This is a genomic window from Bacillus sp. FJAT-50079 (genome assembly GCF_018343515.1).
In the GTDB taxonomy this organism is placed as follows: Bacteria; Bacillota; Bacilli; order Bacillales; family Bacillaceae_C; genus Lederbergia.
Window position 1 is genome coordinate 86659 of the sequence record NZ_JAGYPD010000005.1, and the last position, 17837, is coordinate 104495.

Sequence of the window (17837 nt, forward strand, 5' to 3'; positions counted from 1 at the left end):
TCGCTTTCGACTTATCTTTCAGAATTTTCCATTCCGCAGGAAGTGGCACCTTTCCCCAATTGGAGGTTGCCGGACGTCTTCGGGCCTGATCCCTCAGTCACTCTTGATAAGTTTCATATTCATATGGATAAAGTTATTATGACGAAAAAGTCGAAACTTGTCAACAGAAATATTTCTTTGGCTGGCGATCGTCAAAAATAGGGATGCGGCTGCGAATTTCTTCAATTTCATCAAGGTCCACTTCTCCAACTAATAATTCTTCGTCAATTCCACCTTCAGAAATGATCGTCCCCCACGGATCAATGATGAGTGAGTGACCGGCAAACACATTATTCTTGTCTTCACCTGCACGATTGCATGCAATGACATAACATTGATTTTCAATCGCACGAGCTTTTAATAACGTTTGCCAATGATCCAGTCTTTGAATCGGCCATTCTGCGACAACAAACAATGCCTTTGCCCCATTTAGCACAGGTTTTCTTAACCATTCCGGGAAGCGAATATCATAGCAAATAAAACTTGCCGCTTCTTCTCCATCAAGCGTAAAATTGGTTTCGTCATTGCCCGCCTGCAAATATAAATGCTCATCCATAAGCTGGAACAGATGAAGTTTACTATATTCGTGAACGAGCTTTCCTTCGCTGTCGATGATGTACATCGTATTTTTTACGCCATCTTTTGTTTTATTTGCTACCGAGCCACCAACGATATGAAATTGATGTTTCTTCGCTTGTTCTTGTAAAAACGCAATCACATCACGTCCTTCTTGATGAGCAATTTCATTTAAACGGGTTAAATCATAGCCTGTTGTCCATAATTCTGGCAAAACAACAACTGTACATTGTTCTTTTGCCGCTTTTTCAAACCATCGCTCCGCACGTGTAAAATTTCCCTCTGGATCTCCGAACGCAATGTCCATTTGAATACAGCCAACTTTCCACTTCATCCCCAAATTCCTCCCCAAATTTTCTGTACTTTACAAACATTATTATTCGTTATAACATGGAACACTAGAAATGAAAAGGAAAATCCAATTAATTTTATTGAGGTGGCGGAATGAAAAACTTTGAAACTTCCGATATATTAAAACAGTTACCGAAGCAATTTTTTGCCTCGCTCGTGCAAAAGGTAAATCAAAAGATTGCTGCTGGACATGATGTCATCAATCTTGGGCAAGGGAATCCTGATCTCCCGACACCGGGTCATATCGTCGAACGCTTAAAATCAGCGGCAGATGAAGCCTCTAATTACCGCTATCCACCTTTTCGCGGCAAAATGGAACTAAAAGAAGCAGTAGCAACTTTTTATAAACGTGAATATGATGTTGATCTTGACCCTGAAACAGAGGTCGCTGTTCTATTTGGCGGAAAAGCGGGACTTGTTGAGTTGCCGCAATGTTTACTAAATCCTGGTGACACGATGCTCGTACCAGACCCGGGTTATCCAGATTATTGGTCCGGCGCTGCCTTAGCGAAAGTACAGATGGAGATGATGCCATTAAAAGCAGACAATCATTTTCTTCCACGCTACGATGAGATCCCCGCTTCAATTGCAGAAAAGGCAAAAATGATGATCTTAAATTACCCGAACAATCCGACAGGAGCGATTGCTGACTTAGAATTTTTTGAAAAAACAGTTGCATTTGCAAACGAGCAAGATATTTGTGTCGTTCATGATTTTGCATACGGTGCGATCGGTTTTGATGGTAAAAAACCAATTAGTTTTCTCCAAGTACCCGGAGCAAAAGAAATTGGCGTAGAACTTTACACAATGTCAAAAACATACAATATGGCAGGCTGGCGTATCGCATTCGCCGTTGGTAATCGCTCTGTTATTGAAGCAATCAATTTATTGCAAGACCATTTATATGTTAGTTTATTTGGCGCTATTCAAGACGCAGCAACAGAAGCACTGCTTAGTTCACAGGCATGTGCGATTCAGTTAAATGAAACGTATGAAAAGAGACGAAACACCTTTATATCTAGCTTGCATGAAATTGGCTGGAATGTCGATGCACCTCCAGGCTCCTTTTTCGCTTGGTTAAAAGTTCCAGATGGATATACGTCAGAAGCTTTTGCCGAACTCTTACTAGAAAAAGCACATGTAGCCGTAGCACCTGGTATTGGGTTTGGTGAACATGGCGAAGGATATGTGAGAGTTGGTTTATTAACAACCGAAGACCGTCTACGCGAAGCGGCCAAACGAATAGCAAAACTTGATATTTTTTAAAACTCTGGGGGATTAGAAATTCTAGCTATGGCTTGTGGAAATCCTCGCTATGGCTTAGAAATCCTCGCTATGGCTTAGAAATCCTCGCTATGACTTAGAAATCCTCGCTATGGCTTAGAAATCTTCGCTATGGCTTAGAAATCTTCGCTTTGGCTTAGAAATCTTCGCTATGGCTTAGAAATCCTCGCTATGGCTTAGAAATCCTCGCTATGGCTTAGAAATCCTCGCTATGGCTTAGAAATCCTCGCTATGGCTTAGAAATCCTCGCTATGGCTTAGAAATCTTCGCTTTGGCTTAGAAATCTTCGCTTTGGCTTAGAAATCTTCGCTTTGGCTTAGAAATCCTCGCTATGGCTTAGAAATTACCGCTACGGCTTAGAATTTCTAAAATGGGCTAGTGATTCTATCACTTTCGGTCTAGATTTACTGCTAGTACATAATAAAAGTGTGTTTTTATCTTTCTATATAAGTTGAAGTTAAGATGTTCATTTAAATGGTTTTAAACAGATTGATTAGAGTGAAAGACGGCGACTCCTGGGGGATTAACGGCAAACATGAGATCCCACAGGAGCGCATTTTAAGGAACGAAGCCTTAAAATGCGCTCCTGTGGCAACGGCTCCGTGGCCAACATCCTGTTGGCACGAGGCTCACGTGCCGCCCCCAGAAAGCGTCCGCTTGGAACGGAAATCAACAGTGTTTACTTTCAGCATTTTATGTATGTTATTTATTCAACTTATATAAATAGAAAAACAGATCCTAAACAGGATCTGTTTTATTATTTAACTAATGTTTTTTCACTTAACCCACGAATCGTGTGCAGTAATTTATTTACGTCTTTCTCAGACACATCATTTATACAAGAGATTTGCAGCCAGTTTTTTTGTTGTAAATACGAACTTTCATAATGGACGGTAAAACCATTGAAATATAGATCATCACCCAATTGGATTGCATTTTTTCCATCAGGTAAAAGGATTGTCATAATACCCGGAGCAGATTCATTTTCGGCGGAAAGCACTGACAAACCCGCTTCCTCTACTGCCCTTCTAATCTTATTGTAGCGCAATGCGATCGTTTCATATACACTTTCCGGATATTTATATTTTTGTAAAGCAACCGTAAGAGCACTTAATAAATTTGATGATTGCGTATAAGGCGTACCCCCGGCAGCAGCATATGCCCCAAGATCGAGGTAGCGCGGCAAACGGTTGGATGGGATTAATTCCTCTTCATGAAAAACAAATGATACACCTGTATAACTAGCAAGTGCTTTTCCACTTACTGCTGAGGCGAAAGCAACACCTGATAAATCAATCGGAATTGTCCCGATCGAGCTAATACAATCAATTGCCAGTTTCAGATTATATTCTTTGCTTAATCGCTTGAGTTGCTCTAAGTCATTTAAAACACCCGTTGATGTTTCACAATGGACAGCCCAAATCCAGTCGACCTTTCTTCTTTCTAGCCATTCCTTAATCAACACCATATCAAATGCTTTTCCCCACTCCGCTTCCATCGTTTCAAATTGGAGTTGAAAGCGATTGGCATGATCAACAAGGCGCTTACCGAACTCTCCATTCATAAGAATAAGCCCTTTTCCGTTGAGGAGCGATAGTTGTCCGGCAACGGCATCATTCGCTAATGTGCCGGTTCCATGTAAAATTTGCACATCGTTTGCCCTCACGAGCGTCTTTAATTGTCCTTGAACCTCATGTAATATGCCATCAAATTCCTTTGATCGATGTGAAATCGGTACTTTTGCTAACGCTTGCTGAACTTCTGGTGCAATCGTGGCTGGACCAGGCAGAAAATTGATTTGTTCTTTTAAAATTCGTCCAGCAATTCCTTCATCAAATGTGGATTTTGTCAAATACATTGGTTGAAATGCCGCATCCTCGCTTCCTGTTAAATAAGCGAATGGCTGAAACCCCATTTGTTCATATAGTTTTTGTTCTCGTGTCGTTCCGGAAATGAGCGCCATATCATAGCCTGCTTTTAAGCAAAAACGAATTAATGCTTGGGCAAGCCCTAAAAAGACACGTCCGTTCCGATAGGCGGGATCCACCGCTAACAAGCGAATTTCGCATGGTTTTTTCGCTTGCACAGGTAAATGTTCCTCTACTTCTCCAATCTTTCCATCAAGTGAAAATGGTCGATTGCTTCGAACACAAATCATCCCAATCACTAATTCATCTTTTAAACAAATCATATATGTATTTTCTTTATGAAACTTATCAGTCAATGTTTTTGACTTATTTTTATCATGTTGAGGAATTTCCTCAACGAATGTTTGATAGTTTAATTGATTAATTTGCTCAAACTCTTCTTGTTCTGTGGCAATTTTATAAATAAAGCTCATCAGCTGATTTTCCTTTCAGTAAAAAATTTTTCTCTTAAATTTTGACGATGGGCAAATATAATGATGACTGAAATCATCAAGGAAATGACAACGGCTTCCCACCGATAATAAAAGAGCATAAGTAAAGGATATAAACCAACCGCAATCATTCCGGCGATTGTAAAGCTGCGTAATAAAGGATAGAAAATAAGAAAAATAATTGCAAATAAACAAAATAAAATGGGGTCAAACGCCAGAATTCCACCGATATATGTAGACATCCCTTTTCCGCCTTTCCACTGAAGAAAGACTGGATATATATGGCCCAAAACAACTGATAATAATAATAGCATTTGCCATTCAGCTGCAAAACCAAGCCATTTCGCCATTAAAATCAAAAGCGCACCTTTGCTTGCATCACCTAAAAATGTAAAAATAAAAGCCTTCTTACCAAATAATCTGCCAGCATTGCGCGCGCCTGCGTTCCCACTCCCTTCTTGACGAATTTCTTTGTGATAAACGGTTTTCGCCAGCACATAGCCCGTCAACAAATTCCCAAGTGCATACGCGCTAACGAGCCAAATCAATTTAATCATCATGCACCCTTTTCCAATTGTTTATTTATACCTAATTTTAACATAATTCGTAAATGATTGTATCAACAATTGCGAATTCAACGTAACGGTATTCTTGCAGCATTTGACAATAATTGCAAAACATAATATAGTTAGCTAGGTAACTATTAATTTTGGAGGGAAAAAATGACGGAGTATCATCGTTTTTTTCATTTGTTTTTTCAAACTTCAAGAAAGCTTTCCAAAAAAATCAATGAATTACTTTCTCCGCACGGAATATATAGCGCACAATGGACGGTTATTTATACGTTGTATATGTGTGGCCCACTTACACAGTCAGAGCTTTGTAATCATCTAAATGTAGAAGCCCCGACGATGACAAGAAGCATTCGAAGATTGGAGTCAGCCGATTTTGTTTTTAGAGGTGAAGGAAAAGACAAACGTGAAAAGCTCGTTACTTTAACAGATAAAGCAAAAGCTCATTATCCAATATGGAAGGAGACAATCCATTCATTTGAGAAACAATTAATGCAGGAGATCACAATACAAGAGCAACTGCATTCACAAGAGGTCCTAAATAAGTTAATGAGAAACATAGAAAAATAGGAGGAATGTTTTTTGAAAAGAGAACCATTATGGACGAAAAATTTTATCGGTGTATCCGTTTCAAGCTTTTTTTTATTTTTAACTTTTTATTTACTTATGGTCACTTTGCCGATTTATACGATGGAAGAACTAAATGGAACAGCAACTGAAATTGGCTTAGTCGTCACTTCATTTCTTATCGGTGCGGTCCTTGTTCGCCCTTTTTCTGGCATATGGATTGAAAAAATCGGGCGTCGAAAAATGCTAGCAATCGCACTCGCTATTTTTCTTCTATCAACTTTTTCTTATATTTTTTCTTCATCACTTATTACCTTTCTTATCCTTCGTTTTCTTCACGGTATTGGTTTTGGAATCGCCACAACGGCAACAGGTACAATCGTAGCTGATTTAATTCCCGACTCAAGAAGAGGAGAAGGAATGGGGTATTATGCGATGTCAATGAACATTGCGATGGTTGTTGGTCCATTTCTTGGCCTAACGCTCATTCAAATAACAGATTTTACGATGATGTTCATCATCTGTACTGGGCTAGGTTTATTGGCGATCATTTCCGTATTATTCGTTACGATTCCTTCTTCCAGCGCACAAATGGAAATGAAATTTTCCTTTAAAAAATTAATCGACAAAAGCGCGTTGCCGATCGCGGTTGTCGGTGGAGCGTTAGCGATTGGTTATTCCGGCATATTATCGTTCGTATCGGTCTATGCTAAAGAACTCGATCTCATTTCAGCCGCTACCTACTTTTTTGTCGTGTACGCCATATTCTTGCTTGCATCAAGACCATTTACTGGAAGATGGTTTGATAAATATGGAGAAAACGTCATTATCTATCCGGCGATTCTTTCAGCAGCAGCGGGACTTCTTCTCCTAAGCTTCTCAACATCTACCTTTACATTTTTAGTATCTGCTGCCTTTGTCGGTCTTGGGTTTGGTTCATTAACCCCTGCTCTACAAACGATTGTCATCCGTAACGCAACACCAACAACTAGAGGCATGGCAACTGCTACGTTTTTTACTCTATTTGATTCAGGCATTGGGATTGGTTCCTATGTATTAGGAATGATCGCAGCAAGCACAGGATACGGACATTTATATTTAATTCTTTCCTTCTTCGTAATGGGCTGTCTTGGCCTATATTATTTTTTACATGGGAAAGGGCAAACAAAAAAAATCAAGCAACCGCAGAAACAAGAAGCACATATTTAAAGTCAAAAAGGGTGGTGAAAAATTTTCACCACCCTTTTCATTAATCGGTTTCTTTTACTTTAGGTAAAATAAGTATTTCCACACGACGGTTTTTCGCTCTGCCTGCACTTGTTTGATTGTCCGCAATCGGTTGGAATTCACCATATCCCTTTGCGCTAAACCAACGTGGGTCAAGCTTGTCATCTTCTAAAAGAACTTTCATGAAATTGATCGCACGCATCACGCTTAATTCCCAGTTTGATTGGAATGCTGAGTTATGGATCGGGATATTATCCGTATGACCACTAATAATAATATTCCGTGGAGGCTCCATTTCTAATAAAACAGCCAGCTCCCTCGCCGTGTTTTTGTCTTCTTCCCGCACATCTGCCCGCCCTGACTCAAACAAGACATTATCTCTAATCGTCAGGAGCAGCCCCTCCGAAGTTAAGGCGACATCAAATTTATGATGAAAATCATTTTTTTGTACAAAGGCATTGACCTTTTCTTGAATCGCTTCTAGTTCTTGCTGATCTTCTGTATCCAGAACGGCTTCGATATTCTGTTCAATTTCAGCTTCCGGTTCTGAGCTGTTGTCTGGGACATCTTTGCTATGATCATCATTTTCCAATGGCTGTTGATAGTTTAATGGTCCCGTTCCTCCCATAAAGATACCGTTAAACACTTGGGATAACTGCTGGAATTTTTGGGCATCAACCGCACTAGAAGAAAATAACACGATAAAAAGCGCCAGTAATAATGTTAATAAGTCAGCATAAGGTAAAAGCCATGATTCACTCATTTCACTTTCTTGTCTTTTCTTCCTTCTACGCTTCGACATTTTGCGCTTCACCACCTTCTAGAGTGAGTGCATCTCGCTCAGATGAAGGCAAGTAAGAGGCAAGCTTTTGTTCAATGATACGTGGGGCCTCTCCTTCTAAAATTGATAAGATCCCTTCGACAATCATTTCCTTCACTTTTACTTCTTCCATTGACTTCCTTTTTAATTTATTAGCAAACGGATGCCACCATACATAGCCAGTAAAGATTCCAAATAACGTGGCGATGAATGCAGCAGAAATTGCCTTTCCTAATTCATCCGTATTGTCCATATTTCCTAACGCAGCGATTAACCCGATAACCGCTCCTAAAACCCCCAATGTAGGGGCATATGTACCAGCTTGTGAAAAAATAGAAGCACCAGTCTCATGACGCTCTTCCATCGCCGAAATTTCCTCATTTAAAACATCACGTATATAATCGGCACTTTGACCATCAACGGCAAGGCTTAAGCCATGCTTCATGAAAGGATCTTCAATCTCCTCCATTTTTCCTTCTAACGCGAGCAACCCTTCCTTCCTCGCTAATTGAGCCAGTTCGGAAAAGTGAAAGACCAATTCTTTTGGCTCTAATTCTTTACGCTCTGTAAAAATAATGCGAATTAGCTTTGGTACTTTTTTGATTTCCGAGGTTGGAAAAGCAATGATCACACTTGCGGCAGTTCCAACAATAATAATTAAAATAGCAGCTGGATTAAGCAAGGCTACAAAGCTTACCCCTTTTAATAGCATACCGACGCCAATCGCCACAATTCCTAATATAAATCCAATCAGAGTTGTTTTATCCATTTATCTCATCCTAACCCTATGAATATGTACTACTTTATATATCGGCAAGAAACGACAGTTTTCAATACAATAAAAAAAAGAGAGGCCAAAAGCCCCCCCTTATTCATTGTAACTATATTTTTTTTCCAAATGTTCCTGCCAGATTGCAACAATTGTGCAAATTCCCCAGTAAATCAGAGCAACTAATAAATACATTGTCATATAATCAAATTCTCTGCCGCCAACAATTTTAGCCCGTTGAAATAAATCTGGAACAGTAATCATTGCTGCCAATGAAGATGCCTTTATTAAATCAAGCAATACATTCGAAAGCGGCGGGATCGCAATTCTCGTCGCCTGCGGCAAAATAATCGATATCATCGTTTGCCAATAGGTGAGTCCAAGAGCTTTTGATGCTTCCCATTGTCCCTTATTTACAGCTGTTAGTGCTGAGCGATTTATTTCAGCCATATATGCAGCACTATGTGAACTAAAGCCAATCAGTGCAGCCTCAATCGCACTAAATTGAATACCGATATTAGGCAAACCAAAATATAAAATAAATAAGAAAACAAGCATCGGAATCCCGCGCATAAACGAAATGTACATGCGCGCTGGCCATCTAAGTATCGCATATTTTGACATCCTGGCAATCGCTAAAAAGAAACCGAGGACAAGACCGATTCCCATCCCGGCAAATGAAATGAGCAATGTATACCAAATGCCTTGAATAATATATGGGAAGGATTCAATGGCAAGAGAAACATCAAAAATATGCTGCCATTGAATATCACTCATTGAAGAACCTCCACTTATTAAAAATCAAGCTCTTGTTTAACGGATACATCTGCACCACCGAAAAATTGCTCCGATAGCTTCGTAATCGTTCCATCTTCATGCATATCCTTCAGAACTTCATTTATTTTCTCTAAAATATCTTCATTTCCTTTTTTGACAACAATCGCTTGCTCGTTCGGATGGTAGCGGATGTCAGGATGGATCGTTAAATTTAATTCTGGAAACGCCGCGACAGCAAGGCTGCTCAAGTAATAATCGTTCATAATTACATCGGTTCTTCCGATCGAAACATCACGTAAATATTGCTCGTTTGTTGCATTATCATAAATGACTTCCTCTGCACCATATTCACGTGAAATTTGCATATAAATCGTCGTTGATTCACCTGCTGATTTCTTACCTTTTAAATCTTCTAGCGTTTTTATTCCTGATAAATCATCTTTGCGTACAACCGCACTACCAAATGAAAATTTATATGGATCAGAAAAAGAAAATTTTTCTTTACGCTCTTCCGTTACTTCAATATCATTTGCTGCAAGATCAACCATTCCACTATTCAAGGAAGTTAAGATCCCATCAAAGCCCATCTCTTTAAATTCGATCTCTAATCCTAATCGCTCTGCTACATCCCGTAAAATTTCCACTTCAAAACCTGTTAATTGATCCGTGTCTTTTTCATGGAAAGATGTCGGATATAAAGTACCCGATGTACCCGCAATGATTTTCCCAGATTCTTCGATCTTTTCCCAAGCTGTTTGGGCTTGCTCCTCGCTTTCCTTTTTAGTACTATCATTATTTTTGCTGCCGCCCCCACAGGCTGCAAGCATAATTAAAGTAGCCATTGCCACAATCGCAAGGAATACTTTGTTTAATTTTCTCATGGTAATCCTCCTAGATGTTACTAAATTATTATCTATTAAAATATACATTGGTACTAATTAGATTGCAAACGAAAGCAAGAAATCTATCAATAATATACATACAATGTGAGAAGCAAATACCATTGATTCACACTCCTCGCAAACGCTTTCTCACCCCTTAGTCAAGTGTTTTTTTATGGAGTCTTCTTTACGGAGTTATCCAAAAAATTGAAAAAACGAACGTTCTTGGAAGCTCTCTTCTATTTACCCACTCATATTTATAATGTGAATAAAAAGAAGGTTATATTGACCGTTAATAAATACAGTCAATATAACCTCATATGTCTTTCTTATATCTTTTTAGGCTGTTTATTCGTTACATCTAACACATCGAGCAAGAAGACAAAAACCGGAATCCCGATAATGAGCCCCCATACACCAAAGAAATGCTGTGAAAAAATGAGAACGATAAACGTATAAAAAACAGGAAGATCTGTTTTAGATGACATTAGCTTTGGATTTAACACATACGCTTCGCCTGCATGAATGACAGCAATAGCGATCATCACATAGACAACTTTGATAAATCCGCCGATTGTATAAGCAATTAAGGTAAGAGGGATCAATGATATGATCACACCAGCGACTGGAATCAGCCCAAGAAAGAAGATCATAATCGCTAATCCAAAAATTTGCGGAAAGCCCAAGATGATGAGAGAAATAACAGTTAGTACACAATTGACAATCGCAATAATAAATTGTGCTTCGATTACTTTCCCAAACGTACGAGTAAATTTTGTTCCAAAAAATTCAATTTCATAATAAAACGGGGAAATTTTACTCGTTTTGAATTTGCTCGTAAACTCTTGCAAACGAGGCTTTTCGAGCAAGAAGAATAAACTTAAAATTAAGGCAATCAACACTTGAATACTCGTTTTACTAATATCAGTAAAGTATTTAAGTAGCATTGAAAAACCATTTTCCAAATATGCAGCAATTTGATTATTTGTAATAATTGTTTCGATATAATTAATGATCACATTGTCATGTGGTTGGGTATAAAATGATGTAATCCGCTTGATAAGCTCGCTAATTTCATTTGTAATAATCGGCAAATATTTTACAAGTCCAAATGTCAATAAGCCGACGATAAGTGTGTACATAAATATAACAAGCAATCGCCGATTAATCGGTACGCGCTTTGCTGTAAACTCAACAAGACGATCCATTAAAAACGCGAAAATAAACGTTAACAAGATTAAATTTATAATACTTCGTACGCTATATAGGAATAAAACCATTAATGCGAAGATAATGATTCGTTTTACTCCTTTGTTTCGAAATAATTGCGCTATTGCTTCCATCTAGACATTTCCCCTTAGTAAATATCCCATTTTCCTTACTAATTCTAAGAATACTATATAATGTGCATATGAGTAAATAATTAGCTTGACTTTATTGTAAGGAATGTTGATCAATAAAAAAGCTTCAGGTGATCCATCATCACCTGAAGCTTTTTTTACGATTCTTTCAACCCTTTATAAATCATATCTGCATTCCATTGAACCATTTTCATATACGTATCTCCGTCCGATCCAGACTTTCCTAATGAGTCCGTAAAAATTTTCCCGACGATCGGGACGCCTGTTTCCTTAGAAACTGTTTCCATACTTCTTGGGTCGACACTTGATTCAACAAATAACGCTTGAACATTCCGTTCTCTAATTGTATCAACAATGACTTTTAATTGGTCTGGTGTTCCTTCATCATGAGAGTTAATTTCCCAAATATAAAAAGCTTCAAATCCATAGGCATCGGCAAAATATTTAAATGCTCCTTCACTCGAAACTAGGATGCGTTTTTCCTTCGGGATTTCTTCCATTTTCTTTGTAATATCTGCATGAAGTGTTTCTAATTGCTCAATATATTTTTCTGCATTCTCTTCATATAATTCTTTATGTTCAGGATCTATCTTTATTAATGCTTCCTTTACATTTTCCGCATATTTGATCCCATTTGATACATCAAGCCAAGCGTGTGGGTCTTCTTCCCCTTCGTTGCCCTCTGACTTCAAGTACATCGGTGTAACTCCCTCACTAATTTTAAAAACAGGAGCATTCTCTCCACTCTTACCTGTCGTTTCAAGCAATTTATTAAACCAACCGCCGCCAGTTTCTAAATTCAGCCCATTATAAAACACAACATCGGCATCGGTCGTTTTTTGAACATCAGCTGGCAACGGTTCATACTGGTGGGGATCCGAACCAATCGGTGCCAAGCTTTCCACGGCCACTGCTTCTCCACCTACATTTTTAACAATATCATAAATAACTGAATAAGTAGTAACTACTTTGAGGCGATCATCATTCTCATTGGCTGACGAGCCTTTCGTACTGTTACATCCATATAAAAGTACTGCTGATAAAGCTAACATCATAAATCCATAAATTAATCTACGCATCTATATCCTCCTGATTTTTATATATTTGCGGTTGCCCGTTTTGATTTCGATCTTATTGTGCGCCAAATGACGCCTTGCTTAGGTGATAGTAACAAAGCTAGAATAAAAAATACGGTTGCAACGAGGACAATGGTTGCCCCTGAAGCTAGATTATGTTTAAAGCTAATGTATAAGCCAATAACCGATGACAGCGCACCAAATCCAGCAGAGATATAAATCATTTTCCAAAGCCGATCCGTTAATAAATAGGCAGTGGCAGCTGGTGTAATTAACATCGCAACGACGAGCACGATACCAACCGTTTGCAGAGAAGCAACTGTAACCATCGTTAATAAAGTCATTAAAAAGTAATGTATAAGCTTATTTGGTAGACCATATGCTTGCGACATTGTCGGATCAAATGAGCTGATGAGCAATTCTTTATAAAAGAAATACACTCCCGCTAACACAATTATCCCAATGAAGAGCGTCATCCACATATCTGAAAGTCTAACAGCAAGCACGTTTCCAAATAAAATATGATACAAATCAGTGCTGCTTTTCAACAACGTAATTAATATGATTCCCGTTGCAAATGCAGCTGTAAAAACAATTCCAATTGACGTATCATTTTTAATACGGCTGTTTTGACTAATATAGCCAATTCCAATTGCGGTCAGCACTCCTGTAATGACTGCTCCAATAAAAAAGTTAATGCCTAGCGCATATGAAATAGCCACCCCGGGTAAAACAGCGTGGGAAATTGCATCCCCCATTAACGCCATCCCTCTTAAAATAATGAAGCAGCCAATGACACCGCAAATGATCCCTACAATTACAGATGTAACAAGCGCTTTTTGTAAAAATTCATAATGCAACAGAGCTTCCATAAATGTCATGTCGGGTTCACCACCATATCCTTCATAAACGATAATTGACCACCATATGCCCGAGTAATAACTTCGGGTTTTAATACTTTACTAACCGGGCCAAATTCAACTAATTCCTTATTCAAAAGAATTAATTCATCAAAATACTCCTTTGCTTTCGTTAAGTCATGATGGACGAGCATGACTGTTTTACCTTGTTCACAGAGCTCTTTTAAAATCCGGACAATCGTTTCCTCACTACTTACATCAATCCCTACAAAAGGCTCATCTAAAAATAGGATATCGGTTTGCTGAGCCATTGCCCTTGCTAAGAATACTCTTTGCTGCTGTCCACCCGAAAGCTCACCAATTTGGCGATCCTTAAAGGATTCCATTCCAACCTTTTTCAAACACTGCAAACTAATTTCTTTTTCTTTTTTTCTAGGCTTGCGAAATGCTTTCAAATTCGGGTATGTGCCAAGCATGACCGTTTCAAAAACGGAAATAGGGAAATCCCAGTCAATATTACTACGTTGTGGGACATAGGCAATCTGACGGCGAATCTCTTCTATTTTTTTCCCTAAAATACGCACATGTCCATTGTCGATTGGCAATAATCCTAATAAAGATTTCAATAACGTTGATTTACCAGCACCGTTTGGACCAATGATTCCTACTAGTTTCCCAGCTTCGACTTCGAAACTTACATTCTTTACCGCCTCATTTCCATAATACGAAACTTGTAAATGTTCAACTTTCACTGCTTTCGTGAGCATCTTTCCTCACACCTTTACTATTTCTAATTTACATTTATTTTACCACCCGCAAATAAGTTTGACAAGGGCAACTTTTATTTATTTATTCAACTTTAGCGTAAAATGTTCATCTCACTTATGAAATTAGGCAAAAAAAAACTAGCACCAAATGAGTGCTAGGCTTTTTCCATTGCTTATGCTTGTACTTGAGCTTGTTTTTCCAACTGCATAGCTGGTCCGAAAAATTCAAAGCGAATATTTTCTTCTTTGATGCCGATATCAGCTAGCATATTTACAACATTTCTTAAAAACTGAACAGGACCACATACATAGCAGATCGCGTCAATGCTTACTTTATCCGCTAAAAACTCCTTTGTAATATAGCCAGTAAAATGATGAATCCCTTGATCATTCAACGGCTTTTCATAGCCAAAATAAACATTTCCAGTTGCCAATTGCTCTAACATGTCCATTGTCTTCGTTGCAAATGCGTGAACTTTTTCATCGCGGGCGGCATGGATAAATGTAATATCACGTGTCGAAGCTTCATTTACAAGTGTTTCCATCATACTCATCATTGGTGTAATTCCTACACCACCACTGATTAATGCGATTGGAGCCACTTCTTCTTTATTTAAAATAAAATCACCAGCAGGTGCACTTACTTCAATTTTGTCACCGATGATTACATGATCGTGTAAATAAGTAGAAACTTTTCCATGTGGAGTAAATTCCGCTTCTCTTTTAACGCTTATGCGAAAATATTCATTTCCTGGTGCACACGATAATGTGTATTGACGATTTAATGCGTACGTTTCCCCAGGAATGTGAACCCGAATCGTAATATATTGACCAGCTTCATAAGTAGGCACCGCCATACCATCATTCGGTTTTAAGTAAAATGAAGTAATAACATCACTTTCTTTAACCTTATTAATGACTTCAAAATCCTTAAAGCCGTCCCAGCCATTCACTTGTTGCTCGGCAGCTTCAAACATATCGCTTTCGATATCGATAAACACTTGGGCGATTATGCCATAAGCTTCTGCCCATGCAGCGATGATTTCATCTGTTGCCGCATCACCTAACACTTCTTTAATTGCTTCTAATAAATGTTGGCCAACAATCGGATAATGCTCAGGTTTTACGCCTAAACCACGGTGCTTATGAGCAACTTGCTTCACAGCCGGAAGAACTGCCTCTAAACGATCAATGTTTTGTGCAGCCGCATAAACCATATTTGCCAATGCGGTTTGCTGTCTTCCTTGTGATTGATTAGAGTGGTTAAAAATATTTAATAACTCTGGATGGTTTGTAAATAGTTTTTTGTAAAAGACAGATGTAATTGTTACACCATGTACTTCTAAAACCGGTACAGTTGCTTTAATTGTATCAATTGTTTTTTGAGAAAGTGCCATAATGAATACTCCTTTTAAAAGATGTATTTTAAATACACTTTTACTTTAAACTAGTGAAACACCCTAAAGCAATATATTAAATACATGTTTAAAAAAACTGTCACAAAATAGACTTTGATTGTTCAAGAAGAAAATAGAAGCATCTAATTGTTCATTTGTAAAATAATTCTTTATAATTATTTTAAGTAGGTGATATATTTGCGACTAACGAACTATACAGACTATGCATTACGTCTTTTAATTTACTTAGCAGCGAAACAGCCAGATTCACTTTCAAATATTACAGAAATTGCTGAGGCATATGGAATATCGAAAAACCATTTGATGAAAATCACTCACGAGCTTGGAAAAATAGGTGTCATTACGACGATCAGGGGGCGTGGTGGCGGAATCAAATTGGCTGTTCCTCCCAGTGAAATAAATATTGGCTCGATTGTGAGACAGACAGAAGAAGATTTTAAGCTCGTCCCTTGTTTCGGTGATGGTCCACATTCATGTACCATTTCACCAATTTGTGGATTAAAACATGCCCTTCATCGTGCATTAAATGCTTATTTATCTGTCCTAGATCAATATACGTTAGCGGATTTGGTGAAAGAGCCGACACATTATCGGAGACTGTTGGGAATGGACGAGTAATGTCATATTGAAAACATTGGCATTCCTTCCTCCTCTTGGTAAAATAATAAAGAAAACTTTGTACACAAAGGAGACATGTTAATGGCAAATTTCAAAGAAAACTTGGAGAAATATGCAGAACTCGTCGTTCAAGTAGGTGTAAACATTCAAGCCGACCAAACACTTGCAATCAATGCGGCAATTGATAACGCTGATTTCATTCGACTTGTTGTAAAAAAGGCGTATGAAGCGGGCGCTAAAAATGTCATTGTCAATTGGAATGATGATATCGTTTCACGCTTAAAATACGATATGGCTCCAGATGAAGCGTTCAGCGAATATCCATTATGGCGTGCACGTGAGATGGAGGAATTAGCTGAAGGTGGAGCGGCGTTTATGTCGGTCGTTTCTTCAAGTCCAGACCTATTAAAAGGAGTAAACCCACAGCGTATTGCCAGTTTTCAAAAAGCAGCGGGGACGGCTCTCGATAAATACCGACAATACATTCAATCCGATAAAGTGAGTTGGACAGTGATCGCTGCACCGTCGAAGGATTGGGCAGCTAAAGTATTCCCTGAAGATGCTCCAGAAGAACAAGTGAGCCATTTGTGGGATGCGATTTTCCAAGCGACACGCGTGAATGTTAATGATCCAGTCGCAGCGTGGAAAAAGCATGATGAAACCCTGCACGAAAAGGTTGATTACTTAAATAATAAGCGTTATAAAAAATTGCATTACAAAGCTCCTGGTACAGATTTAACAATCGAGCTACCAGCAAAGCATTTATGGGCTGGTGCAGGAAGTATCAACGAAAAAGGCAATGAATTCATGGCAAATATGCCTACGGAAGAAGTTTTTACCGTTCCACATAAAGACGGGGTAAACGGCTACGTCGCTAGTACGAAACCATTAAGCTATGGCGGCAATATTATTGATGAATTTACGATCACATTTGAAAATGGACGAATCGTTGACGTAAAAGCAAAAGAAGGAGAAGAAATATTAAAGCAACTTGTGGAAACAGATGAAGGCTCACATTATTTAGGTGAAGTCGCACTCGTTCCATACAACTCTCCTATTTCACAGTCCAATGTTTTATTTTACAATACACTCTTTGATGAAAATGCATCGAACCACCTTGCGATTGGTAGTGCCTATGCTTTTTGCCTTGAGGGTGGCAAGCAGATGTCACAGGAAGAATTAGCAAAGCATGGCTTAAACTCAAGTATCACACATGTTGACTTCATGATTGGATCAGAACATATGGATATCGATGGTATTACGGAAAATGGCGAAGCAGAACCGATTTTCCGTAATGGAGATTGGGCATTTTAAAGCTTAACAAACGATAAGGACCTGTCTGGATGATAGGTCCTCTTTGTTCTGTTAATGCTGGCTTCGTGAATTGCGCCAGTTTCGAGTGGAATTGCGCATCTTTTTAAATAATTGCGCCACTTTTTGTTTAATTGCGCCACTTCGGCTCATAATTGCGTAATCTCCCATTTTATGCAAATTAAAAACCCCGGAACAACATCT

17 protein-coding genes and 1 riboswitch are annotated in these 17837 nt (G+C 38.6%); of the genes, 5 read left to right on the top strand and 12 right to left on the bottom strand.

The window, feature by feature from the left end:
• Positions 1-8: 8 nt before the first annotated feature.
• A riboswitch (SAM riboswitch) is annotated at positions 9-113 on the bottom strand.
• A gap of 47 nt (positions 114-160) precedes the next feature.
• Positions 161-949: a carbon-nitrogen family hydrolase gene (locus KHA95_RS14105; RefSeq protein ID WP_213138168.1), complete on the bottom strand. Its 789-nt coding sequence runs from the start codon at positions 947-949 to the stop codon at positions 161-163.
• A gap of 110 nt (positions 950-1059) precedes the next feature.
• Here KHA95_RS14105 and KHA95_RS14110 point away from each other — a divergent pair, with 110 nt between their 5' ends.
• On the top strand, positions 1060-2232 hold the full coding sequence (locus tag KHA95_RS14110; RefSeq protein ID WP_213138169.1) for a pyridoxal phosphate-dependent aminotransferase: 1173 nt from the start codon (positions 1060-1062) through the stop codon (positions 2230-2232).
• Positions 2233-3007: 775 nt separating this feature from the next.
• On the opposite strand, the gene KHA95_RS14115 is transcribed toward KHA95_RS14110, so the two are convergent.
• Complete coding sequence (locus tag KHA95_RS14115; protein WP_213138170.1) at positions 3008-4591, bottom strand: aminotransferase class V-fold PLP-dependent enzyme; 1584 nt, start codon at positions 4589-4591, stop codon at positions 3008-3010.
• A complete protein-coding gene (locus KHA95_RS14120) occupies positions 4591-5166 on the bottom strand; it encodes a glycerol-3-phosphate acyltransferase (RefSeq protein WP_213138171.1) in 576 nt (191 codons plus the stop codon). Before KHA95_RS14120 ends, KHA95_RS14115 begins: the two co-directional genes overlap by 1 nt.
• 165 nt (positions 5167-5331) lie before the next feature.
• Here KHA95_RS14120 and KHA95_RS14125 point away from each other — a divergent pair, with 165 nt between their 5' ends.
• The gene (locus KHA95_RS14125; protein WP_213138172.1) at positions 5332-5751 is read left to right on the top strand and encodes a MarR family winged helix-turn-helix transcriptional regulator; all 420 of its coding nucleotides are present in this window, start codon (positions 5332-5334) and stop codon (positions 5749-5751) included.
• Positions 5752-5763: 12 nt separating this feature from the next.
• A complete protein-coding gene (locus KHA95_RS14130) occupies positions 5764-6957 on the top strand; it encodes an MFS transporter (protein ID WP_213138173.1) in 1194 nt (397 codons plus the stop codon).
• Positions 6958-6997: 40 nt separating this feature from the next.
• On the opposite strand, the gene motB is transcribed toward KHA95_RS14130, so the two are convergent.
• The 9 genes from motB to hmpA all read right to left on the bottom strand — a co-directional run bounded on the left by motB (position 6998) and on the right by hmpA (position 15683).
• Positions 6998-7777, bottom strand: a complete 780-nt coding sequence (motB, locus tag KHA95_RS14135; RefSeq protein WP_213138174.1) for a flagellar motor protein MotB — start codon at positions 7775-7777, stop codon at positions 6998-7000.
• Positions 7764-8564, bottom strand: coding sequence for a flagellar motor stator protein MotA (gene motA / locus KHA95_RS14140; protein WP_213138175.1), 801 nt, complete (start codon positions 8562-8564; stop codon positions 7764-7766). The genes motB and motA overlap by 14 nt, the downstream gene beginning before the upstream one ends.
• A gap of 99 nt (positions 8565-8663) precedes the next feature.
• Positions 8664-9341: an amino acid ABC transporter permease gene (locus KHA95_RS14145; protein WP_213138176.1), complete on the bottom strand. Its 678-nt coding sequence runs from the start codon at positions 9339-9341 to the stop codon at positions 8664-8666.
• A gap of 17 nt (positions 9342-9358) precedes the next feature.
• Positions 9359-10222, bottom strand: a complete 864-nt coding sequence (locus KHA95_RS14150; RefSeq protein WP_213138177.1) for a transporter substrate-binding domain-containing protein — start codon at positions 10220-10222, stop codon at positions 9359-9361.
• Between the two features lie 329 nt (positions 10223-10551).
• Positions 10552-11565 (bottom strand): AI-2E family transporter, encoded by a 1014-nt coding sequence (locus KHA95_RS14155; protein WP_213138178.1) that lies wholly within the window; start codon positions 11563-11565, stop codon positions 10552-10554.
• Positions 11566-11720: 155 nt separating this feature from the next.
• On the bottom strand, positions 11721-12662 hold the full coding sequence (locus tag KHA95_RS14160) for a metal ABC transporter substrate-binding protein (protein ID WP_213138179.1): 942 nt from the start codon (positions 12660-12662) through the stop codon (positions 11721-11723).
• A 17-nt stretch (positions 12663-12679) separates the two neighbouring features.
• Positions 12680-13540 (bottom strand): metal ABC transporter permease, encoded by an 861-nt coding sequence (locus KHA95_RS14165; protein ID WP_213138180.1) that lies wholly within the window; start codon positions 13538-13540, stop codon positions 12680-12682.
• Positions 13537-14286, bottom strand: a complete 750-nt coding sequence (locus tag KHA95_RS14170) for a metal ABC transporter ATP-binding protein (RefSeq protein ID WP_213138181.1) — start codon at positions 14284-14286, stop codon at positions 13537-13539. The genes KHA95_RS14165 and KHA95_RS14170 overlap by 4 nt, the downstream gene beginning before the upstream one ends.
• 173 nt (positions 14287-14459) lie before the next feature.
• Positions 14460-15683 (bottom strand): NO-inducible flavohemoprotein, encoded by a 1224-nt coding sequence (gene hmpA / locus KHA95_RS14175; RefSeq protein ID WP_213138182.1) that lies wholly within the window; start codon positions 15681-15683, stop codon positions 14460-14462.
• 198 nt (positions 15684-15881) lie between these two features.
• Here hmpA and KHA95_RS14180 point away from each other — a divergent pair, with 198 nt between their 5' ends.
• Both KHA95_RS14180 and KHA95_RS14185 read left to right on the top strand, forming a co-directional pair.
• Positions 15882-16322 carry an Rrf2 family transcriptional regulator gene (locus KHA95_RS14180; RefSeq protein WP_213138183.1) on the top strand — a complete coding sequence of 147 codons (441 nt, stop codon included), beginning with the start codon at positions 15882-15884 and terminating at the stop codon, positions 16320-16322.
• A gap of 81 nt (positions 16323-16403) precedes the next feature.
• Positions 16404-17636 (top strand): aminopeptidase, encoded by a 1233-nt coding sequence (locus tag KHA95_RS14185; RefSeq protein WP_213138184.1) that lies wholly within the window; start codon positions 16404-16406, stop codon positions 17634-17636.
• Positions 17637-17837 lie beyond the last annotated feature (201 nt).

Coding starts and splice junctions, on each gene's coding strand:
- KHA95_RS14105 (WP_213138168.1), bottom strand. CDS start 949: ATGAAGTGGAAAGTTGGCTGTATTCAAATGGACATTGCGTTCGGAGAT.
- KHA95_RS14110 (WP_213138169.1), top strand. CDS start 1,060: ATGAAAAACTTTGAAACTTCCGATATATTAAAACAGTTACCGAAGCAA.
- KHA95_RS14115 (WP_213138170.1), bottom strand. CDS start 4,591: ATGAGCTTTATTTATAAAATTGCCACAGAACAAGAAGAGTTTGAGCAA.
- KHA95_RS14120 (WP_213138171.1), bottom strand. CDS start 5,166: ATGATTAAATTGATTTGGCTCGTTAGCGCGTATGCACTTGGGAATTTG.
- KHA95_RS14125 (WP_213138172.1), top strand. CDS start 5,332: ATGACGGAGTATCATCGTTTTTTTCATTTGTTTTTTCAAACTTCAAGA.
- motB (WP_213138174.1), bottom strand. CDS start 7,777: ATGTCGAAGCGTAGAAGGAAGAAAAGACAAGAAAGTGAAATGAGTGAA.
- motA (WP_213138175.1), bottom strand. CDS start 8,564: ATGGATAAAACAACTCTGATTGGATTTATATTAGGAATTGTGGCGATT.
- KHA95_RS14145 (WP_213138176.1), bottom strand. CDS start 9,341: ATGAGTGATATTCAATGGCAGCATATTTTTGATGTTTCTCTTGCCATT.
- KHA95_RS14150 (WP_213138177.1), bottom strand. CDS start 10,222: ATGAGAAAATTAAACAAAGTATTCCTTGCGATTGTGGCAATGGCTACT.
- KHA95_RS14155 (WP_213138178.1), bottom strand. CDS start 11,565: ATGGAAGCAATAGCGCAATTATTTCGAAACAAAGGAGTAAAACGAATC.
- KHA95_RS14160 (WP_213138179.1), bottom strand. CDS start 12,662: ATGCGTAGATTAATTTATGGATTTATGATGTTAGCTTTATCAGCAGTA.
- KHA95_RS14165 (WP_213138180.1), bottom strand. CDS start 13,540: ATGACATTTATGGAAGCTCTGTTGCATTATGAATTTTTACAAAAAGCG.
- KHA95_RS14170 (WP_213138181.1), bottom strand. CDS start 14,286: ATGCTCACGAAAGCAGTGAAAGTTGAACATTTACAAGTTTCGTATTAT.
- hmpA (WP_213138182.1), bottom strand. CDS start 15,683: ATGGCACTTTCTCAAAAAACAATTGATACAATTAAAGCAACTGTACCG.
- KHA95_RS14185 (WP_213138184.1), top strand. CDS start 16,404: ATGGCAAATTTCAAAGAAAACTTGGAGAAATATGCAGAACTCGTCGTT.